The sequence below is a fragment of the Lysobacter sp. genome, assembly GCF_035655815.1.
In the GTDB taxonomy this organism is placed as follows: domain Bacteria; phylum Pseudomonadota; class Gammaproteobacteria; order Xanthomonadales; family Xanthomonadaceae; genus Lysobacter_J.
Map to the genome: position 1 here is coordinate 13,758 of NZ_DASRTS010000056.1, position 19,863 is coordinate 33,620.

21 protein-coding genes are annotated in these 19,863 nt (G+C 67.5%); 8 read left to right on the plus strand and 13 right to left on the minus strand.

Annotation, left to right across the window (positions count from 1 at the left end; translation table 11 throughout):
- Window positions 1–72 precede the first annotated feature (72 nt).
- Window positions 73–786 (plus strand): response regulator, encoded by a 714-nt coding sequence (locus VFE83_RS15395; protein WP_324907733.1) that lies wholly within the window; start codon window positions 73–75, stop codon window positions 784–786.
- A gap of 15 nt (window positions 787–801) precedes the next feature.
- Here VFE83_RS15395 and VFE83_RS15400 read toward each other — a convergent pair whose 3' ends face one another.
- Together VFE83_RS15400 and VFE83_RS15405 are read right to left on the minus strand one after the other, a co-directional pair.
- Window positions 802–963, minus strand: a complete 162-nt coding sequence (locus VFE83_RS15400; RefSeq protein WP_324907735.1) for a hypothetical protein — start codon at window positions 961–963, stop codon at window positions 802–804.
- Between the two features lie 8 nt (window positions 964–971).
- The gene (locus VFE83_RS15405) at window positions 972–1,157 is read right to left on the minus strand and encodes a hypothetical protein (RefSeq protein WP_324907737.1); all 186 of its coding nucleotides are present in this window, start codon (window positions 1,155–1,157) and stop codon (window positions 972–974) included.
- A gap of 205 nt (window positions 1,158–1,362) precedes the next feature.
- On the opposite strand from VFE83_RS15405, the gene VFE83_RS15410 reads away from it, so the two are divergent.
- Together VFE83_RS15410 and VFE83_RS15415 are read left to right on the plus strand one after the other, a co-directional pair.
- Window positions 1,363–2,895, plus strand: a complete 1,533-nt coding sequence (locus VFE83_RS15410) for an FAD-dependent oxidoreductase (RefSeq protein ID WP_324907739.1) — start codon at window positions 1,363–1,365, stop codon at window positions 2,893–2,895.
- The gene (locus VFE83_RS15415; protein WP_324907741.1) at window positions 2,888–3,421 is read left to right on the plus strand and encodes a hypothetical protein; all 534 of its coding nucleotides are present in this window, start codon (window positions 2,888–2,890) and stop codon (window positions 3,419–3,421) included. Before VFE83_RS15410 ends, VFE83_RS15415 begins: the two co-directional genes overlap by 8 nt.
- Before the next feature lie 383 nt (window positions 3,422–3,804).
- Here VFE83_RS15415 and VFE83_RS15420 read toward each other — a convergent pair whose 3' ends face one another.
- The 9 genes from VFE83_RS15420 to VFE83_RS15460 form a co-directional block, all read right to left on the minus strand.
- The gene (locus VFE83_RS15420; protein WP_414674765.1) at window positions 3,805–4,233 is read right to left on the minus strand and encodes a cupin domain-containing protein; all 429 of its coding nucleotides are present in this window, start codon (window positions 4,231–4,233) and stop codon (window positions 3,805–3,807) included.
- A gap of 169 nt (window positions 4,234–4,402) precedes the next feature.
- Window positions 4,403–5,158: a 2-dehydro-3-deoxy-D-gluconate 5-dehydrogenase KduD gene (kduD, locus tag VFE83_RS15425; RefSeq protein ID WP_324907743.1), complete on the minus strand. Its 756-nt coding sequence runs from the start codon at window positions 5,156–5,158 to the stop codon at window positions 4,403–4,405.
- Between the two features lie 100 nt (window positions 5,159–5,258).
- Entirely contained in the window at window positions 5,259–6,104 is an 846-nt protein-coding gene (gene kduI / locus VFE83_RS15430) for a 5-dehydro-4-deoxy-D-glucuronate isomerase (protein ID WP_324907745.1), read from the minus strand.
- Between the two features lie 636 nt (window positions 6,105–6,740).
- Window positions 6,741–7,835, minus strand: coding sequence for a LacI family DNA-binding transcriptional regulator (locus VFE83_RS15435; RefSeq protein WP_324907747.1), 1,095 nt, complete (start codon window positions 7,833–7,835; stop codon window positions 6,741–6,743).
- 48 nt (window positions 7,836–7,883) lie between these two features.
- Window positions 7,884–9,449, minus strand: coding sequence for a family 43 glycosylhydrolase (locus VFE83_RS15440; protein ID WP_324907749.1), 1,566 nt, complete (start codon window positions 9,447–9,449; stop codon window positions 7,884–7,886).
- 190 nt (window positions 9,450–9,639) lie between these two features.
- Complete coding sequence (locus tag VFE83_RS15445) at window positions 9,640–10,923, minus strand: TRAP transporter large permease (protein WP_324907751.1); 1,284 nt, start codon at window positions 10,921–10,923, stop codon at window positions 9,640–9,642.
- Window positions 10,924–10,926: 3 nt separating this feature from the next.
- Window positions 10,927–11,511, minus strand: a complete 585-nt coding sequence (locus VFE83_RS15450; RefSeq protein ID WP_324907753.1) for a TRAP transporter small permease — start codon at window positions 11,509–11,511, stop codon at window positions 10,927–10,929.
- Between the two features lie 96 nt (window positions 11,512–11,607).
- Window positions 11,608–12,597: a TRAP transporter substrate-binding protein gene (locus VFE83_RS15455; RefSeq protein WP_324907755.1), complete on the minus strand. Its 990-nt coding sequence runs from the start codon at window positions 12,595–12,597 to the stop codon at window positions 11,608–11,610.
- Window positions 12,594–13,427, minus strand: a complete 834-nt coding sequence (locus tag VFE83_RS15460) for a 2-keto-4-pentenoate hydratase (RefSeq protein WP_324907757.1) — start codon at window positions 13,425–13,427, stop codon at window positions 12,594–12,596. The genes VFE83_RS15455 and VFE83_RS15460 overlap by 4 nt, the downstream gene beginning before the upstream one ends.
- 226 nt (window positions 13,428–13,653) lie before the next feature.
- Between VFE83_RS15460 and VFE83_RS15465 the strand changes: the two genes are divergently transcribed.
- From VFE83_RS15465 to VFE83_RS15480, 4 genes are read left to right on the plus strand one after another with little or no spacing between them, the layout of a single operon-like run.
- Window positions 13,654–14,910, plus strand: a complete 1,257-nt coding sequence (locus VFE83_RS15465; protein WP_324907759.1) for a hypothetical protein — start codon at window positions 13,654–13,656, stop codon at window positions 14,908–14,910.
- 47 nt (window positions 14,911–14,957) lie between these two features.
- Window positions 14,958–15,902 carry an alpha/beta hydrolase gene (locus VFE83_RS15470; protein WP_324907786.1) on the plus strand — a complete coding sequence of 315 codons (945 nt, stop codon included), beginning with the start codon at window positions 14,958–14,960 and terminating at the stop codon, window positions 15,900–15,902.
- Between the two features lie 16 nt (window positions 15,903–15,918).
- Complete coding sequence (locus VFE83_RS15475) at window positions 15,919–17,532, plus strand: carboxylesterase/lipase family protein (RefSeq protein WP_324907761.1); 1,614 nt, start codon at window positions 15,919–15,921, stop codon at window positions 17,530–17,532.
- Window positions 17,533–17,542: 10 nt separating this feature from the next.
- The gene (locus VFE83_RS15480) at window positions 17,543–17,722 is read left to right on the plus strand and encodes a hypothetical protein (protein WP_324907763.1); all 180 of its coding nucleotides are present in this window, start codon (window positions 17,543–17,545) and stop codon (window positions 17,720–17,722) included.
- Window positions 17,723–18,372: 650 nt separating this feature from the next.
- Here VFE83_RS15480 and VFE83_RS15485 read toward each other — a convergent pair.
- Window positions 18,373–18,948 (minus strand): CPBP family intramembrane glutamic endopeptidase, encoded by a 576-nt coding sequence (locus VFE83_RS15485; protein ID WP_324907765.1) that lies wholly within the window; start codon window positions 18,946–18,948, stop codon window positions 18,373–18,375.
- Window positions 18,949–19,027: 79 nt separating this feature from the next.
- Between VFE83_RS15485 and VFE83_RS15490 the strand changes: the two genes are divergently transcribed.
- On the plus strand, window positions 19,028–19,213 hold the full coding sequence (locus VFE83_RS15490) for a hypothetical protein (protein ID WP_324907767.1): 186 nt from the start codon (window positions 19,028–19,030) through the stop codon (window positions 19,211–19,213).
- 207 nt (window positions 19,214–19,420) lie between these two features.
- Here the strand turns inward: VFE83_RS15490 and VFE83_RS15495 are convergent, their stop codons facing one another.
- On the minus strand, window positions 19,421–19,744 hold the full coding sequence (locus VFE83_RS15495) for a hypothetical protein (RefSeq protein ID WP_324907769.1): 324 nt from the start codon (window positions 19,742–19,744) through the stop codon (window positions 19,421–19,423).
- Window positions 19,745–19,863 lie beyond the last annotated feature (119 nt).

Below are 19,863 nucleotides of genomic sequence, written 5' to 3' on the forward strand. Positions count from 1 at the left end.
AAGGCCGAAGCAAAAAAACCCTCACCCTGGCCCTCCCGGCTATGCCGGGGGAGACGAAACCAGAAGCCAGCCATGAGCGAACCGACCCCTACCACACCACCGCCGCGCATCCTGGTCATCGACGACGAGCCGCAGATCCGCCGTTTCCTCGACATCAGCCTGCGTGCGCAGGGCTATGCCGTGCAGTCGGCCGAGACCGGGCAGCAAGGGCTCGAAACGCTGGCGACGCACGGGGCGGACCTGGTGATCCTGGACCTGGGCCTGCCGGATCGCGACGGGCAGGACGTGCTGCGCGAACTGCGGCAGTGGTCGTCGGTACCGGTGATCCTGCTGACGGTGCGTTCGCACGAGGCGGAGAAGGTCGCCGGCCTGGACGGCGGCGCCAACGACTACGTGACCAAGCCGTTCGGCGCGCAGGAACTGATGGCGCGCGTGCGTGCGCTGCTCCGTTCGCACGTGGCGAACACCGATGCGCCGCCGCCGGTGTTCGACGACGGGCATCTGCACGTCGATCTGGCGCGGCGCGAGGTGCGCATCGATGGCGAGCCGGTGGTGCTGGCGCGCAAGGAGTACGCGCTGCTGGCGCTGCTGGTGCAGCACGCGGGCCGCGTGGTGACCCAGCCGCAGATCCTGCGCGAACTGTGGGGTCCCGGCCATCAGGAGGACACGCATTACCTGCGCGTGCTGGTCGGCAAGCTGCGCCACAAACTGCGCGACGACGCGGCCCGGCCGCGCTACATCGCGACCGAGCCGGGCGTGGGGCTGCGCTTCATCGGTGCAGGTTGATCGTCAACTTGATCGTCAGGAGATCGCAGGCGTCGGCGGTGCCTCGACCTGCATCGACGTGCCGTCCGGCGATGGATCCTGCAACGGTGCCGCCGCGCGACTGTTGAGGTACAGGTACGCGCCGATGGCGACGACGAGGATCGCCAGCATCAGCATCAGGATGTGCCGCGGCCTCATCGTGCGGCTCAGTGGCGCTTGCGATCGCCGCGATCGCCCTGTCCCGGTTTCGCATCCGTCTTCGCGGTGCGGCGACGGTCCTGCGACAGCGAACGGCTCACGTCGTCGGATTCCTTGAACCGGCCCTGTTCGTCGCGACGCACGTAGCGCTTGTCGCCGTTGGGGGAAATCAGTTCGCGCTTGCTCGAAGCCATCTGCGGTGCCTCGCTTGGTGAACTGCGTCCATCCTCGCCGCCGGCCGGTTAAGGTCAGGCGAATCCACGTGGGTGCGAATGCCACGGCAGGCGCACGGCGCGCTCACGGCATCTTCACCATTGCAGGCGCACGGCGCGGATTCGCGTTGCGTTGACGATGGTGGCGCGATGGTCGACGCATGAATCTTCCGAAAACGATGCACGCATGAGCACCGCACGCACCCTGCCGTTCTGGCAGCCACTGACTCCGTTCAACGCCGCCCATTTCAGCCGCGCGATCCCACCAGGCGACGCGGACATCGTGGTGGTCGGCGCAGGCATCGCCGGCCTGACCACCGCCCTGTGCTGCGCGCAGGAGGGCCGGCGCGTGTGGGTGATCGACCGCCAGGGCGCCGGCGAAGGCGAAACGCTGCGCACCACGGCGCACCTCGCCTCGGCCATCGACGACCGCTTCAAGAAGCTCGCGCAGTGGCACGGCAAGGACGGCGCGCGCGCCGCGGTGGAAAGCCATGCGGAGGCGATCGACTGGATCGAGGACATCTGCGCGTCGACGCCGGACCGTTGCGGTTTCCGCCGCGTGCCGGCGTACCTGTTCTCCTACGACGGCAAGCTCGACCGCCTCAAGGACGAACTCGAAGCCGCTGCCGAGGCGGGCCTGGACGTGAGCTGGCAGCAAGAGGGTATCCCCGGGTTGCCGCACCTCGGGCCCGCGTTGCGCTACGAACACCAGGCGCGCGTGGACATGGGCCGCTACCTGCGCACGCTCGCCGAAGCCTGCCGCGCCAACGGCGTGCGCTTCGTGCTGGGCGAGGTGACGGCGGTGAAGGGTGGCGAACGGCCGGAACTCACCGTCGACGGCAATACGTTGCACGCCAACGCGGTGGTGCTGGCGACCAACGTGCCGTTCCACGAGCGTGTCGCCGTGCACACCAAGCAGGCGCCGTACCGCACCTACGTGGTGGCCGGACCGGTCGATGACGGCACGCTGCCCGATGCATTGATCTGGGACGACGGCGATCCGTACCACTACGTGCGCCTGGCCGAAGGCGAGGACGGCGGCCGCGTGGCCATCGTCGGCGGCGAGGACCACAAGACCGGACAGGACCACGACCCGCGTGCGTACGTGCGCCTGCAGGACTGGGCGCGCGAGAAGCTGCCGGGCACGTCCACGTTCACCTACGACTGGTCGGGACAGATCCTCGAACCCGCCGACGGCCTGGCCTTCATCGGCGCCGATCCGGGCGACGAGAAGAACGTCTACGTGGTCACCGGCGATTCCGGCAACGGCATCACGCACGGCACGCTGGGCGGATTGATCATCACCGACCTCATCGTCGGCCGGCCCAACCGCTGGGCCGCGCTGTACGACCCGCAGCGCAAGCAGCTGCGTTCGCCGGGCGGATGGCTGCACGAGAACGCCAACGTCGCGCTGCAGTATCGCGACTGGCTGAGCGGCGGCGACGTCAAGGACGCGGACCTGCTGGCACCGGGCGAGGGCGCGGTGGTGCGCCACGGCATCCATCGCGTGGCGGTGTACCGCAGCGCGGAAGGCGAACTGCACGCGCACTCCGCGCGCTGCCCGCACCTGGGCTGTTCGGTGCGCTGGAGTCCGCAGGAGAAAAGCTGGGATTGCCCGTGCCACGGCTCGCGCTTCGAGGCGGTCACCGGTCGCGTGCTCAACGGACCGGCCAGCGAGCCTTTGGCGCCGTGGCCGCGTCCCGCCTCACGCGATGCCTGAGCACGCCACGCTGTGGCTCGCCTACGCCGGCTATCTGGCGTGGCTGGGCGCGGGCACGCTCGACTTCCTCTGCCACCGCCGCACCGATCTGCCACACACGTCGGGCCTGCGCGAATCCTCACTGCACCTGCTGCAACTGACGCTGTGCGGCGGCGCCATCGTGCTGGGCATGCTGCTGCGCGTGGACGTTGCATTGATCGCGCTGCTCGCGTCGCTGGTCGCGCTGCATGCCGTCGTCGGTTACCTGGACACGCGGCAGGCCTATCCGCTGCGCCCGATCCGTCCGTTCGAGCAGCACGTGCACAGCGTGCTCGACATGGCACCGCCGGTCGCGCTCGGCATCTTCATCGCATGGCACTGGCCGCCACCGATGCAGTGGACGCTGCAACTGCGCGACCCGCCGTTGCCATGGTGGCTCTGGGCGATGGTGCTGCTGCCTGCGGCGCTGCTATGCGGGCTGCCGTGGCTGTGGGAGTTTCGCGATGCGTGGCGGGTGCGGCGTAAGCGGGGGGCGTGGCGCGGTTGAAGCGGTGGCGGCTGAGCCGAGTCCGAACGCCGAAGTGATCTGCGGACGTCTTCGCTCTTGAGCCGTCATTCCCGCGCAGGCGGGAATCCATAGGTCCGCGGCGTTACGCTTGCCGTATGCGAGAAGCGCATCCGCCCTGAGCCGTCATTCCCGCGAAAGCGGGAACCCACGGGAAACGATGTCATGTGCGCGGAAGAGCGAACACGCTGCGCCTTTTCCGGTGAGCATGATGCGCCGGCCACGTGGATTCCCGCCTGCGCGGGAATGACAGCAAAAAAGACACGGAATCGGTCTCTGGATTCCCGCCTGCGCGGGAATGACGGCATGGAAAACGGCGCGGAATCGTTCGGCGTATCCCGCGGCACGCAGCCCGCGCCAGCGGCCTACGGCTTCACAGCCAGCCGCTTGCGGTACACCACGATGATCACCAGATCTTCCTTGCCGACCTGCTTGAGGCCGTGCGTGCTGCCGTTGCGCGTGAGGATGGCGTCGCCCGGGCCGACTTCGCGGTGCTTGCCGTCCAGCATCAGTTCGCCGCGGCCGGACAGCACGTAGTAGATCTCGTCCTTGTCGTTGCGGTGCTCGCCGATGGTCGCGCCCGGATGCAGGGCGCGCTGGCGGAACACGATGTCAAAACCTTCCGCGTCGTCGAAGAACGGATAGGCCGTGGTCGTGCCCTGGCCTTCATGCGGCCCGGGCTGCTGCACGGCGATGTCGCGCGCCTGCTCGACGTAGGAATCGCTGCGCGGCGTCTGCGCGTGGCCGACCGTCGCCGCGCACAACGCCAGCAGGCCGATTACATGTTTGCCCATGACCATGGCCTTCTCCGTCCGGGGATTCGCGTGGTTTCGACGCGGATGGCGCAGATCACGCTGACAGACGCAGATAAGGCGGTGCGGTGGAACAGACCGCACGGCGGTCAGTTCTGTCGTGCAGCTATCGCTTTATCTGTGTCTTCCGCGTTCATCTGTGTCAAAAACCTCAACGCGCCAGCCAGCCGCCATCGACCGGGATGATCGCGCCGTTGACGTAATCCGATGCGCGCGAGGCCAGGAACACCGCCGCGCCGCCCAGATCCGCCGGCGTACCCCAGCGTCCTGCGGGGATGCGGTCGAGGATCTGCGCGCTGCGTGCTTCGTCGGCGCGCAGCTGCGCGGTGTTGTCCGTGGCCATGTAGCCCGGGGCGATCGCGTTGACGTTGATGCCCTTGTTCGCCCATTCGTTGGCGAGCAGGCGCGTGATGCCGGCGATGCCGCTCTTGCTGGCGGTGTAGGACGGCACGCGGATGCCGCCCTGGAACGACAGCATGGACGCGATGTTGATGATCTTGCCGCCGCCCTGCGCGATGAAATGACGGCCGGCGGCCTGCGACAGGAAGAACGCGGACTTGATGTTCACGTTCATCACCTCGTCCCAGTCCTTCTCGCTGAAATCCACCGCGTCTGCACGGCGGATCAGGCCCGCGTTGTTGACCAGGATGTCGAAGCGGCCCAGGCCGTCGAGCGTCTCGCGCAGCACGCGGTCGATCGGTTCGAGCGAGGACAGGTTGGCCTCGATGGAAACGAAACGGCGGCCGAGCGCACGCACCTTCTGCTCGGTCTCGACGGGCGCCTGGATGCCGGCGGCCGCGATGTCCGCGCCGGCTTCGGCCAGCGCCACCGCGATGCCCTGACCCAGGCCGGTGTTGGCGCCGGTCACCAGTGCGACCTTGCCCTCGAGACTGAACGGATTGGCCATGAACACTCCCCTCTGGATGCTCGTTTCTTGTGATGGCCCGGGACCGCGTGGCCCGGGCGTGCGATGCGAAGCGGAACAGCCGCGCAACGCGCGGCGTTCGTCATTTCAGCTGGCAGATGTCCAGCTGGTTCATGTCGGTGTAGTCGAGGTTCTCGCCACCCATGGCCCAGATGAAGCAGTAGTTCTTCGTGCCCGAGCCCATATGGATGGACCACGGCGGCGACACCACGGCCTCGTCGTTGGCGATGACCAGGTGGCGCATGTCGGCCGGCTCGCCCATGAAGTGCATGACGCGCTGGTCGCCCAGGTCGAAGTAGAAGTAGACCTCGGAGCGGCGGTCGTGCAGATGCGGCGGCATGGTGTTCCACACGCTGCCCGGCTTGAGGATGGTGAGACCCAGCAGCAGCTGGCACGACTTCACCGTGGCCGGGACGATGTACTGGTAGATGGTGCGTTCGTTCGACGTCTCCAGTGCGCCGCGCTCCAGCGGCACGGCCTGCGCGATGGAGATGTGTTTGGCCTCGTAGCGCGCGTGCGCGGGGGTGGAGGCGAGATAGAACTTGGCCGGGTTGTTCGCGTCGTTCGAGGCGAACTCCACCTGCGCGCTGCCCATCGGCACGTACAGGCCGTCCTTGGGGTCCAGCGTGAAGGCGGTGCCGTCCACGGTGACCGTACCGGTGCCCGCGCCGACGTTGACGATGCCCAGCTCGCGACGCTCGAGGAACGGCTTGCCCGCGGCCGAGGCCGGCTCGGTCTGCTGCGGCAGCGCGACCTTCGCGGTCGTCGGAGCCGCGCCGCCGATGACGAAGCGCTCGTTGTGCGAGTAGTTCAGGACCACCTGGCCCGGGACGAACAGGCCGTCGATGAGGTAGCGCTCGCGCAGCTGGTCGTTGCTGGCGCCGGCCATCATGTCCGGGTGGGTGGCGTGGTAGGTCTTGCGGAACATCGGGCCTCCAGAGCGTTCGGGCCGCGCCGGACAGGGCGCGGCGGGCGATGAGGGCGATGATAGCCGGGTTTTGGTAACCGGTGTCAAAGCCGTCCGCGTGAGGTCTCCGACGAGTCGGAAACGGTGGGCAAGGCGCACGGCGACCCTCCCCCTGGCCGTGTTCGATGGCTTGTCCCTCTGCCACTGGGGAGAGGGATAGCAGTTGGTATTCGTCGCATGGCTGCAGCTCCACCTCTTCCCGCCGGACAGGTCGACGCAGCGGGGGGCATGAAGGGATGCGCCCAAGACGCGGTGCGGCTATGACGATAGCTCCCCACTTCCCTCGGGGGAGGTCCGCGCAGCGCGGCGGGAGAGGCGCGCGCCGAAGGCGCGCACGGCTGGGCAGGGGTACGAGTCGCATCGCGGGAGCTCGGCGCAGTCGCGCCTCACGACCCCTCCCAACCTCCCCTGCAAGCAGGGGAGGAGGCAAAACTTCCGCGCCTGTGCTTCTGCTGTTCCCCTGCTTTCAGGGGAGGGCTGGAGACGGGTGCAGTGCACAGCGTGGGTGCGCAGGATGAGCATCAGTGCATCGCTCGTCCGACTCTCACCCCAACCCTTCTCCCGGCAGGAGAGCACTCAAGGCTGGCGAGTCCCGCCTCAGCCCTTCGGCCGCTGGCTCGAATCGCGTACCACCAGGCGGGGCGTCACGGTGCGGTGCGGTGCGGCGACGTCGGACGCGGGTTCGTCGCTCAGCAGCATCTGCGCCGCCATGCGGCCCAGGTCGCGGATCGGCGAGTGGATCGTCGTCATCGCCGGCCACAGCTGCGAGGCCAGCGGGCTGTCGTCGTAGCCGACCACCGACAGGTCGCCGGGGATCGACAGGCCGCGCCGCATCGCCGCCTTGTATACGCCTGCGGCCATCTCGTCGTTGCACGCGAAGATCGCGGTGGGGCGCGGCGACTTGGCCAGCAGGTACTCCGCACCGGCCACGCCCGAATCGAAGGTGTAGCCGCCTTCGTAGATGTAGTCCGGCGACAGTTCGATGCCACGCGCATCCAGGCCGGCGAGGAAGCCGCCGCCACGTTCGATGGTCGAACGGTAACGGCGCGGGCCGGTGATCAGGCCGACCGTGCGGTGGCCCAGCGATTCGAGGTAATTGGCGGCCTCCATGCCGGCCTGGCGATCGTGCGTGACCACCATGTGCCGCGCCTCGTCCAGCGGGATCGATGCGATGCGCACGTAGCGCACGCCGATCTCGCGCAACGCCGCAGCGAGCTGTTCGTCTTCCGACACGCGCGGGATCAGGATCACGCCGTGCAGCTTCTGCTGCTGCGCGAAGCGGCGCACGCCGTCGATGTAATCCTCCTTCGAGCTGTCGCACGGATGCACGACCAGTTCGTAGCCCGAATCGCGCAACGCATCCAGCGCGCCGTACTGCATGTTCACGATGAACTGCGCGGTCGGGTTGTCGTACACCAGGCCGATCAGGAACGAACGCCGGAACGCCAGGCCGCGCGCCTGCGGATCGGGCGTGTAGCCCAGCTGCTTCATCAGCGCCAGCACCTTCTCGCGCGTTTCCGGATGCACCAGCGGCGAGTGGTTGATGACGCGCGAGACGGTCTTCTTCGACACGCCGCTGAGCCGCGCGATGTCGTTGATGGTGGCCTTGCCGGGCAGGACCGCCTCTTCCGGCGCGGTGGCCGGCGAAGAGGCGGTGCGGGTGCGTCGGGAGCGCGGAGGAATTGCGGTCATGGGCGGCCTGCGGATTTGCGACATTCTAGCCGGGCCGCACCGCCGGCCTCACGGCAGGGCGCGGTAGCGGAAGTCCAGCAGCCTCACCTGTCCCTCGCCGCTGGCATATACGCCGGGACGCAGCGACAGGAATTTGCCGGCCACGTTGTGGTGGTACCCGGAGACTTCCATCTGCACGTCGTACTTGTGCCAGGTGCGACCGTCGCGGCTGTGGTGGAAGGTGACGATGTGGCGGTCGTTGGTCACGCGTAGCCACAGCCTGCCGCCCGGGCCTGGTGGCAGGCCCTGCGCGGGGCGCTCCTCGCCGTAGCGGTGCATCACGAACGACTTGCCGTTGGAGCCCAGCCCCACGTACAGCCGGTCGCTGTAGAACAGCACCAGGCCGCCGGTGGCGCCCGGGCCGATGTCCATCTGCACTTCCGCCTGGTACGCGGTGTCGCCCGGGATCACCGTCAGCGGCGAACTGTCGGCGGGACGCCGGCCCTTGCCGCGCAGCACCATCGCCTGGCCGTCGAAGGACAGGCGCTCCATCTCGTCCGGGGCGGGATCAAAGAACGCCCACTGTGGACCCAGCGTCCTGCCGTCGAAGCTGTCCGACAGCGCCATGCCATGCGGCACCGCGGTGCCGGCGGGCTTGCGCATCGGCTGGCCCAGGTCGCCGCCCTCGGCGACGAACCAGCCGTCGTCCGTCCAGCGCACGCGGTCGAGCAGCGTCTGCCGGCCCAGCGTCCAGAAGTCCTTCTCGTAGCCGTGGTAGAGCATCCACCACTGCCCCGCGGTGTCCTCCACCAGCGTGGCATGGCCGCGCGACCACCAGTGTTCGTCGGGGCTCTTCGTGCGCACGACCGGGTTGAGCGGCGAGTTCTCCCACGGACCATGGATCGAGCGCGAACGCGCCACGATCACCATGTGCCCGGTCGGCGGGCCCGCGGTGCCGCCGACCGCGGTGATCATGTAGTACCAGCCGTTGCGGAAGGTGATCTTGGGGCCTTCCTGCGAGTAGCTCTCGACGTTCCAGCTTTCCGGATAACGCCAGCCGTCGTAGACGTGCTTCACCTCGCCGACGGTACGCAGGCCGTCGTCCGACAACTGCACGTAGTCGCCGGCGCTGAGGAACAGGTAGCGCTTGCCGTCCTCGCCGACCGCGTGCCCGGGATCGATGTGGTCGGGCAGGTGCAGGTCGACCGGCTCGCTCCACGGGCCGCGGATGTCGTCCGCCCACACCACGTAGTTGCTGCGGCCCTGCGCGGTGCGCGCCGGAAAGTAGATGTAGTAGCGGCCGTCGTGCTTGACCAGGTCTGGCGCCCAGATCGCGCCGACGTTCTTCGTGATGCCGTGGCCGATGGGCTGCCAGTTGACCAGGTCGCGCGAGTGCCACAGCGACAGGCCCGGATACGCGTCGAACGAGGACAGCGTGAGGTAGTAATCCTGGCCGTCGCGCAGCACCGACGGATCGGGCCGGTCGCCGGCGAGCACCGGATTGAGGAACGTGCCGTCGCCCAGATCGCCCTTGCGCTGGTTCTCGACGCCACGCTGCCATTGCGGCGCGGCCTGAGCGGTCGCGGCGAACGCCAGTGCGCACAGGAGCACGGTCAATACGCGTTTCGTCTTCATGCGATTCGACATGGATGGACGCGGACGAACACAGACAACGCTCCATGCGCGCACGCGGACATGGCCAGTCGTGCCCTCCGCAAGACTTTCGCCCTCAATGCGATTCGACGCGGATGACGCAGATGCGCACAGATAAAGCTTTTGTCCGTGTTCATCTGCATTCATCCGCGTCAAAAAAGCTCCGACGATCTCAAGCCTTCAACGCCGCCGGCAGCCATAGCGACAGCTGCGGGAAGAACGCGACCAGCAGCAGCACCGCAATCGCCGCGAGCCAGAACGGCCAGATGGTGCGCATGCTCTGGCCGATGCTGATCTTGCCGATCGCCGTGCCGATGAAGAGCACCGAACCCACGGGCGGCGTCACCAGGCCGATGCCGCCGGTCAGCACCAGCACCAGCGCGAAGTGGATCGGATCGATACCGTACGCCTTCGCCACCGGAAGGAAGATCGGCGTGGTGATCAGGATCATCGGCGCCAGGTCCATGAACGTGCCCAGCACCAGCAGCACCAGGATGATCAGCAGCAGCACGGTGATCTTGTCGTGCGCGATGGCCTGCAGCGCATCCACGGCTGCCGCCGGTACCTGCAGGTAGGCCAGCAGCCAGCCGAACACCGCCGCGGTGGCGATGACGAACAGGATGGCCCCCGTCGTGCGAGTGGCATGCGTGACCGCGCCGATGAACTCGCGCCACTTCAGCTGGCGATAGAGCAGCGCGGTCACGGCAAGCGCGTACAGCACCGCCATCGCGGCGCTCTCCACCGCGGTGAACACGCCCGCGCGGATGCCGACGAAGATCAGCGTGACCAGGCCCAGGCCCGGCAATGCCGCGACCAGGCGCAGCAGCAACGCGCGCATGCCGGGGAAGGGTTCGGTGCCGTAGCCGCGCGAACGCGCCACCGCCCAGCCAGTCACCATCATCGCCAGCGTCATCAGCAGCGCTGGCACGATGCCGGCCGCGAACAGGTCGGCGATGGACATGCCGCCGCCGGCCGCCGCGGTGAACAGGATCAGGTTGTGCGATGGCGGCACTAGCAGCGCGACCAGCGCGGCGGTGATGCTGACGTTGACGGCGAAGTCGCGGTCGTAACCGCGCTGCACCATCTGCGGAATCATCGTGCCGCCCACCGCGGACACGTCGGCGATGGCCGAGCCGGACACGCCGCCGAAGAACAGCGACGACAGCACGCTGACCTGGCCCAGGCCGCCGCGCAGACGGCCCACCATGGCCGCCGCCAGCGAGATCAGACGTTCGGAGATGCCGCCGCGCAGCATCAGTTCGCCGGCGAAGATGAACAACGGAATCGCGATCAGCGATACCGAGCCCGCACCGGCCGAGGTCTGCTGCACCAGCACCACCAGCGGCAGGTCCAGCACCAGCAGCGTCGCGAGTGCGGCTGCGGCCAGGGCGTAGGCCACCGGCACGCCGATCAGCAGCAGCGCCGCGAAGACGATGAACAGAAGCGAGATCGCCATGACTCAGGACCTCGCTTCGTCGTTGTAGGAGCCAGCTTGCTGGCGACCAGAGGTTGACGTAAGCCCGTCGCCAGCAAGCTGGTTCCTACGGAGGAACGCCACGGCGCGCAGCTGGTCCAGCGCGAACAGCGTCATCAGCGCGCCGCCCAGCATCAGCGGCAGATAATTGATGCTCTGCGGCAGCGGTGCACCGGCCAGGTGCACGTTCCAGCCGTCGGTCAGCAGCACCGCGCTCCAGCCGGCCAGCACGGCACCTATCGACGCCACCACCAGCGCGCTGAACGCATCGAGCAACGCATGCGCCTTCGGGCCCAGCGCATCGGCCAGCAGCGAGAACGCGAAATGCCGCCGCTCGCGCACGCCGGCCGCGGCGCCGAGGCTCATCGCGGTGGCAAGCAGGAGCAGCGTGAGTGGTTCGGTCCAGCTGGGCGAGTCGTTGAGCACGTAGCGCGCGAAGACCTGCCAGCCCTGCACGACCACCAGTCCGAGCAGCGCGCAGGCGGCCACGGCGATGGCCAGGCCCGCCAGCCGGTCGAGAAGGCCGGCCAGCGGCGCGGCGGGTGCAGCATGTGTTGCGGTGTCCTGCATTGCGAATTTCCCCTCCGAAATCGCGTCCTGCGGCGCGCCTGTGACACAGCGTGCGGGTTCAGTGGTAAGGCACCTCGTTCGCGCGGCGGCCCAGGCTCACGCCAGCGCGCGGATCTGCCGGTGCAGCGCACCGACCTGTGGATGGCGCAGGTATTCGTCGAGCAGCGGCTGCGCGGCGCGCCGGAACGCCGGCATGTCCACGTCGTTGAACTGCACGCCGGCCTGCAGCACGGCGTCGCGCGCGGAACTCTCCGACTGGTCCCAGAGCCGGCGCATCACCGACACCGACTGCCGCGACAGCTCGCGCAGCAGGTCGCGGTCGCGCGGCTGCAGCGATTCGAACGTCGCGCGCGAAACCAGCAGCACGTCGGGCGCATAGGAGTGCTCGCTCTTGGACCAGTAGCGCGCCACCTCGAACTGGCGGCTGGCATGAAAGCTGCGCAGGTTGTTTTCCGCGCCGTCGATCAGGTGCGTCTCCAGCGACGAGAACACCTCGCCGTACGACAGCGGCGTCGGGTTCGCGCCGAACAGCCGCATCAGCTTGAGGAAGATGTCCGACGACGGCACGCGGAACTTCAGGCCTTCCAGGTCGGCCGGCGCCACCAGCGGGCGACGCGTGTTGTAGAAACAGCGCGCACCGCTGTCGTAGATGGCCAGGCCGACCAGGTCGCGCGTTTCGAAGCCGCGCAATACCTGCGCGCCGATGTTCCCATCGATGGCGCGGCGCTGGTGTTCCACCGAGTCGAAGACGTACGGCAGACACAGCGCCTGGGTCAGCGGGAAGGCGTTGTTGAGCGCGCCGGTGAAGACGCGCGTGATGTCGATGGCGCCGAAACGCGCCATGTCGATGGCCTCGGATTCGCGCCCGAGCTGGCCGGCGTGGTACAGCCGGATCGACACGCGGCCGCCGGTTTCGCGCTCGAGCTGCTCGCCGATCCAGCGCACGGCCTCGACGGTCGGGTAGTCCTTTACGTGTACGTCGGTGGCGGTGAGCACGCGCGTGCCGTCCTGCGCGGTCGCCGACGGCAGCAATCCAGCCGCGCAGGCGCCGGCGAGGCCGGCGAGGAAACCACGGCGATCGGTCATGCGTCGGAACCCTCCGGCATGGCGGCAACGGCATTGCAAAGCACTTCACCCCAGCGGCCGAAGCTCACGCGCGAGCGCTGGCCGGCGAGGATGTCATGGATGCCGGTCGCCGCGCCGGTGGTCACCAGCGTGCCCTTCTTCAGCGGGTAGCCGCGCTGCGCACAGCGCGACAGCGCGAATGCCAGCGCGGCGAGCAGCCCGCCGCTGATCGAGGCCGCCCCGCCTTCGCCCACCAGGTGGCCGTCGATGAAGGTCTCGCAGGTCAGCTCGTCGGCGGCGAGCGAACGCCAGCCGGGCACTTCCGGGCCCAGGATCAGGCCGCTGTTGTTGCCGAAGTCCGAGACCACGATCGGCGGGCCCAGCACGTTGATCAGCGGCAGCGGGCTGCCGGCCAGTTCCACGCCCACCAGCAACGTCTCGACGAGGTCCGCGGCTTCCTGCGCGGTGTAGTCGGTCTTGTCCGCCGGGGCATCGGCGCCGATGCGGAACACGAATTCCGCCTCCACCGCCGCGAAGCCGCCGGGGATCACCGCGAACCGTCCGGCCTCGCGCGGCGCGGGCGCCTGCACCGCGCCCTCGAAGATCGGGCCGACCAGGCGTTCCTCGCCGAGCAGCGACTCCCAGTCGGCCGGGATCTTGCCCACCTTCCAGCCCACCACCGGCCGTCCCCACAGTGCGATGGCCTCGTCCTGGCAGGCGTAGCCCTGGTCCAGCGTGCGGGGGAGCTCGCCCGGGTAGTCCGGCAGGGCCTGGGCCTGCCGCCGGGCGGTCACCAGCCGGCGGGCAATTGCGGCGGGGTCGCTGCCTTGGTCGGGCGCGTGTCTGTCCATGCGATGCCGGTTCCCCTGCGTAAGAGCGCGTCCGCAGTGTTGTATAGGAAACCGGTGTCATTGACAATCGGGCCTACACTCGGTGGACGGCTCGGGGAGGGGACGGATGACGATGCGGTTGGGAAGGAGCGTGTTTTCGCGGTTCGCGCGCGCTGCGGGCGGGATATTGGTGGCTGGAATGGTGGCCGCCACCGGCTCGATGGGGGTGCAGGCGGCCCAGGGTTCCATGTCCCGGGAGACAGCCCAGCTGGCATTTCCGGGCGCGCAGGGTTGGGCGGCCCATACGCCCGGCGGGCGTGGCGGCCGCATCCTGCGGGTGACGACGCTCGCGGCCGAGGGGCCGGGTTCGTTCGCCGAGGCGGTCAATGCCAAGGGGCCGCGCATCGTCGTGTTCGAGGTCGGCGGCGTGATCGATCTGGGCATGAAGGAGCTGCGCATCACCGAGCCCTTCCTCACCATCGCCGGCCAGACCGCGCCGCAGCCGGGCATCACCCTCATCAAGGGCGGTCTGACCATCGGCGCACACGACGTGGTGATCCGCCACATCCGCGTGCGGCCCGGTGACGGACATCGCCCGAAGTTCTCCGGCGACATCGACGCCATCACCACCGTGCGCGGCGCGCGCGACGTGATCGTCGACCACTGCTCGCTGACGTGGGCCACCGACGAGAACCTGTCGGCGTCCAGCACGCGCTTCTTCGGCGAGAGCGAGAAGCAGTGGATGGAAGCGGCGTCGCGCCGCATCACCTACAGCAACAACATCATCGCCGAAGGCCTGGCCAACGCCACGCATCCCAAGGGCGAGCACAGCAAGGGCACGCTGATCCACGACCACGTCAATGACGTGCTGATCGTCGGCAACCTGTACGCGCACAACTACGAGCGAAACCCGCTGTTCAAGGGCGGCGCGCGCGGACAGGTCATCAACAACCTGATCTATGACCCCGGCCAGCGCGCGGTGCACTACAACCTCATCGCCGAGGAATGGCTGGGCCATCCGTACTCGCGCGGCCAGGTGATCGCGCGCGGCAACGTGATGCGCGCGGGCATCTCGACCGAGGACGTGGCTTTCTTCACCGTCGGCGGTTCGGGCGACGTGGACGTGTACCTGGATGACAACCTCGCCGTCGATCGCCTGGGCAATCCGCTGCCACAGCAGGGCCGCTACACCACCACGCCCATCGGCGTGGATGCGATGAAGCGCGCGCCGGAGCTTCCGTTCGGCGTGACGCTGCTGCCGTCGGAGCAGGTGCAGGACGCGGCGATCGCCAACGCCGGCGCGCGTCCGTGGGACCGCGACGACGTCGATCGCCGCATCCTGGCCGACACCATCGAAGGACGCGGCCGCATCATCGACAGCCAGGAGCAGGTGGGCGGCTATCCGCAGCAGAAGGAAACGCGGCAGACCTTCGTGCCGGCGGACTGGAACCTGGACACGATGGAGCCGTTGAAGCCGCTGCCGCGCCGCGATCCGCTGAAGTAGGGCGACCGGTGCGCCGCCTCGCGCTGCTGCTCTGCGCATTGCTTGCGATGCCGGCCGCCGCGCAGAAGCCATCGGCCGACACCGCGCAGGAGGCCGCGTCGCGGATCTTCCTGTGGCCCGACCGCACTGCGCCGGGTTCGCAGCACGTGCGGCTGGAGCAGCGCTTCGTCGAACGCAGCGACGATGCCGCACGTCCCAACCGAATCGTCACCGGCATCACGCAGCCGTACATGGTGGTGTACCGCCCGGCAAAACCGAACGGTGCGGCGCTGCTGGTGATGCCCGGCGGCGCCTACCGGCGGATCGTGCTCGACAAGGAAGGCACCGCACTGGTGCCGGAATTCGTCGACCGGCTGGGCTACACGCTGTTCGTGCTGCGCTACCGCCTGCCCGGCGAAGGGCATGACGACGCCAGAGATGCGCCGCTCGCCGATGCGCAGCGCGCGCTGCGGCTGATCCGCGCCCGCGCATCCGAATGGAACATAGACCCGCACCGCATCGGTGCGATCGGCTTCTCCGCCGGCGGCCACGTCGCCGCCAGCCTGGGCACGCGCTACGGGGAAGCCACGTATGCCGCCATCGACGTCGCGGACCGCATCGATGCACGCCCGGACTTCCTGCTGCTGATGTACCCGGTCATCGACATGGGCCGCCATGCCCACGCGGTATCGCGCGAGCACCTGCTCGGCGCCGCACCATCGGCATCGGATATCGCGGCCTATTCGCTGCAGAACCGCGTGAAAGCGGGCATGCCGCCGGTGTTCCTGCTGCACGCCAACGACGACGCGAGCGTGCGCGTGGAGAACACGCTGCTGTTCTTCGACGCGCTGCGTGCCGCGCAGGTGCCCGTGGAGCTGCATCTGTACCCGCGCGGCGGTCACGGCTTCGGCGTGCGCGACATCGACGATTCCACGCTGCGGCAATGGCCACGCCTCGCCGACGCCTGGATTCGCGACACGCTGCAACTCACGACCCGATCCGACGAGCCGTAAGACGCTGGAGATGCCGATGACTGCCGACGAGCTTCCCGATGTACGGCGCCGCCGACTGCTGCAAGCGGGAACGGCTCTGGCGGTGACGGCAGCATTGACCCGTCCGGCATTCGCAGCGAATGGCGACCATCCGACCGCGACCACGCGCAGCGGCCGCGTCCGCGGCTACCGCGATCGTGACGTTCATGTGTTCAAGGGCATTCCCTATGGTGCCGACACCGCGCCGCGCCGTTTCCGTCCCGCGCTGCAGGAGTCGCGATGGAAGGGCATTCGCGACGCACTGACGCACGGTGCCGCGGCACCGCAGGGCAAGGCCGTCGAGCCCACCAGCGAGGACTGCCTGTTCCTCAACGTGTGGACGCCGGGACTGCGCGATGGCGCACGCCGGCCGGTGCTGTTCTACATCCACGGCGGCGGATTCAACAACGGATCCGGCAGCGATGCGCTGTACGACGGCGTGAACCTGTGCCGGCGCGGCGATGTGGTGCTGGTCACCGTCAACCATCGCCTCAACGCGTTCGGGTATCTGTATCTGGAGAACATCGCGGGCTCCGCGTTCGCGGACTCCGGCAATGTCGGCCAGCTGGACCTGGTCGCCGCGTTGCAGTGGGTACAACAGCACGCGCGCGAGTTCGGTGGCGATCCCGGCAACGTGACGGTGTTCGGCCAGTCGGGCGGCGGCGCGAAGATCGCCACGCTGATGGCGATGCCCGCGGGGCAGGGATTGTTCCATCGCGCCTGGACCATGAGCGGCCAGCAGGTGACGGCTGCCGGACCGCGTGCTGCCACACAACGCGCGCAACTGCTGCTGGACGCGCTTTCACTGCGCGCGGACCAGACGGCGGCGCTGCTCGCGCTGCCGGCCGGGCGGATCCTGGAAGCCGCGCAGACGCGCGATCCGTCGCGGATCGAGAACACTTCGCTGTACTTCGGTCCCGTGCTCGACGGCGGCGCGCTGCCGCGCCATCCGTTCTGGCCCGATGCACCGCCGCAGTCCTCGCGCATTCCCATGGTCATCGGCAACACGCGCGATGAGACGCGCGCCTTCCTCGGCAACGACCCGAAGAACTTCACGCTGACCTGGGACGAATTGCCCGCTCGACTGGAGCGCGAGCAGTACGTCGACCTGCCTGTCGACGTGGTGGTGACCGAATACCGGCGCATGTATCCGCACTACACCCCGTCGCAGGTGTTCTTTGCCGCCACCACCGCGGGCCGCTCCTGGCGCGGCGCGGTGGAGGAGTGCGAGGCGCGTGCCCGGCAAGGTGCGGATGCCGCGCCGACGTGGGCGTACCAGCTCGACTGGGGCTCGCCGCTGGATGACGGCAAGCTCGGCGCGTTCCACACGCTCGACATCCCGCTGGTGTTCGACAACATCCGCCAGCCCGGCTCGCGCACCGGCGACGGCGCGCAGGCGCAGGGCGTGGCCGACGCGATGAGCGATGCGCTGATCGCCTTCGCGCGTAACGGCGATCCGAACCACCGAAATTTGCCCACATGGGCGCCGTACTCGCTGGATCGTCGCGAGACGCTGCTGTTCGACGAGCCGTCATCGTTGGCGCTGGATCCACGTGGTGGCGAGCGCAAGCTGTACCAGCGCGCACCGTTCATGCAGCGCGGCACGATGTAGGAGTGCGGAGATGATCCGATACGGCGTGCACGACTGCCTGGGCGTCCTCGCGCCCGCCGGCGCATCGTCGCAGACCGCTGCATCGGCGACGGTACAGGCCAACGCGGCGGCAGAACCGATGGGCCAGGCGAAGCGAGGAGTAACCCGAGCACTGCGAGCCTTCACGGTCTTGTTCCAGGAGTTCGGATGACCTAGCGTCCATTGATCAAGATTGCTGTGGATCTCTGCTTTGCGCCGAACGCGTCGCACCTTAGTACTGGCTCGTACCCTCGAACCTGGAAACCATTTGTCGAATCCCCTCGGCGACCATGCCCGCCCCAACGAGGAAGAAGAGACCGTGAGCCATGAGCGCCATCTCTCCCTCCAATCGTCGTGACGACCTACCCCACGCGATCTGTCCCGTTACAAAGTAGTTCTGAATCGCGTCGCCGCTACCGTAGAGAACAGCGACTCCTATGCACACGAGGCTGGCGCCCCACACCTGCCGTTTCAGCATGCCCATCGTTCCCCCTAAGACGTCTCTCATGTGTGCGAGCCGCCAGAAAGCGACCAGAGTGCCAGAGCCATCATTGCAAAGAGCGGCGCGACCGACAGTGCCGCGGCGCAGCGCCAGCCTCGGCTGGTATGGAAGCCATCCGACATCAAGCCTTTGCTACGCATGCCCAACTCCCCGGCTTCCCATGCCCATCGGATCGTCTCCTTTGGGTCGGAAGCGGACAGTGAAACCAACGAGTGCGCCCTCCGCGCCGAATGTCCGATAACGGGCAGAGGAGGACGTTTGCCAACGCCTCAGTCAAGGCGCGCCGAGGAGCGGTGTCGGCTTGAATGAATTGTCGGACGTCACGCCCCTCGGTAATCCGGTGCGGACGGCCGGAGAATTCGGCGAGATGCGAGATACGCGACAGCGTAGAGCACTGCGACGCACAAGCCGGTGTCGCTGGCCACCGTCTCCCAAAGCTCCGAATGCGAACCCGGGGCAGTGAGCAGCAATGATGGAATCATGAGCTGGAAGAAGAAATTGTGGGAAGCGTGGGCGATGACAGCAACCCAGACTGAGTCGGAGCGCATCCTGAGTTCGCTGAAGAACAGGCTAATGGCAATGATGCCGAGCCCATAGATCAGCGCCATGAGCAATGTGTTGTCCGTCCGGTAGAAATCCCCGAAGGCAATGAGCGGAAGATGCCAAGATGCCCATACAAGTCCGCAGGCGAAGTAAGGACTCTTGAAGCCACCGCTCATCATCTTCGGCAGCAGGAATCCGCGCCACCCGAGTTCTTCCCCGAAAGCGCCAATGAGGCCAAGCCCGAGCAGGGATAGGAGAACAGGCGTGACTTGGATGAGTCGTTCTGCGGAAATCGGCGAAAACTTTCGGATATCGAAGAATGCGGATACGAGCCCCATGAGCAATGCCAGCAACAGGGGGACTGCAATGGCGTAAATGTAGTAGCGCCCCTTTCCCGCTCGGAGGCCGATATCTCCGAATCCAGAATTCAGGATGAGCCATCAGCGCGATGGAAAGGACGCCTGGAATGCACATCAGGGCGATCATCCAGAGCGGGCCGAAGTTCCTGACGCCGCCATTGACGATGATGAAAGCTTCAAAGCTCCAACTTATGACAAGCACGGAAGCAATGAAGATCAATGCTTGATTTCGGTCGCTCATCACGTCCCGTGGGTTTGACGTGCAACTGCCCAATGGGCGGCCCGTGGGTCGGCCGAATTCGACTTGAGCTTATGCAGGCCGGGTCCGGCTAACAAGCCCGCGTATGACCGAGCCCAGCGGGTCGGGTCGGACGCTTGGCCAAGGCCGCTGGGTCGGAAGCGGACATTACCACCGCGGAAGCGGGCTAGCGCCCGTACTTCCGCTATCGGCCAGGAGCAGACATGATCAGCGCACGCTGAAGGGACGTTGCAGCTCCGAGTTCACTTCCTTACTGAGATCCGGCTGCCGCGCGATACATTGGCGAACCGCCCCAGCCATGACTTGGTCCGGATCGAGCCACGACAATCCGACAAGTTTCACGAGAGTTTCTGTGGGCGGGTTCTGCGTGAGCCACCACTGAAAAACGCCGTGGCGATCATGCTCTGCCGCCTCTTCATGCCCAAGCTCGTACAGCGCCGACTGCTCACTTACGAAAGCGCGTGGAAGCATGTCCCAGGCTTCCCACTCCGCCGGAAAATTCATCAACGTCAGGTAGCGGCTTAGTTCCATCTTTGTTCTCGAGTCGCAAATACGTCCGCTTCGGGTCGAAAGCGGACATTAGCGCCTCCGACTCGGAATTGCCCGGAATCTCCGCCGCGCAGTCGGCCGGCCTCAGTGCCTGTCCCGAC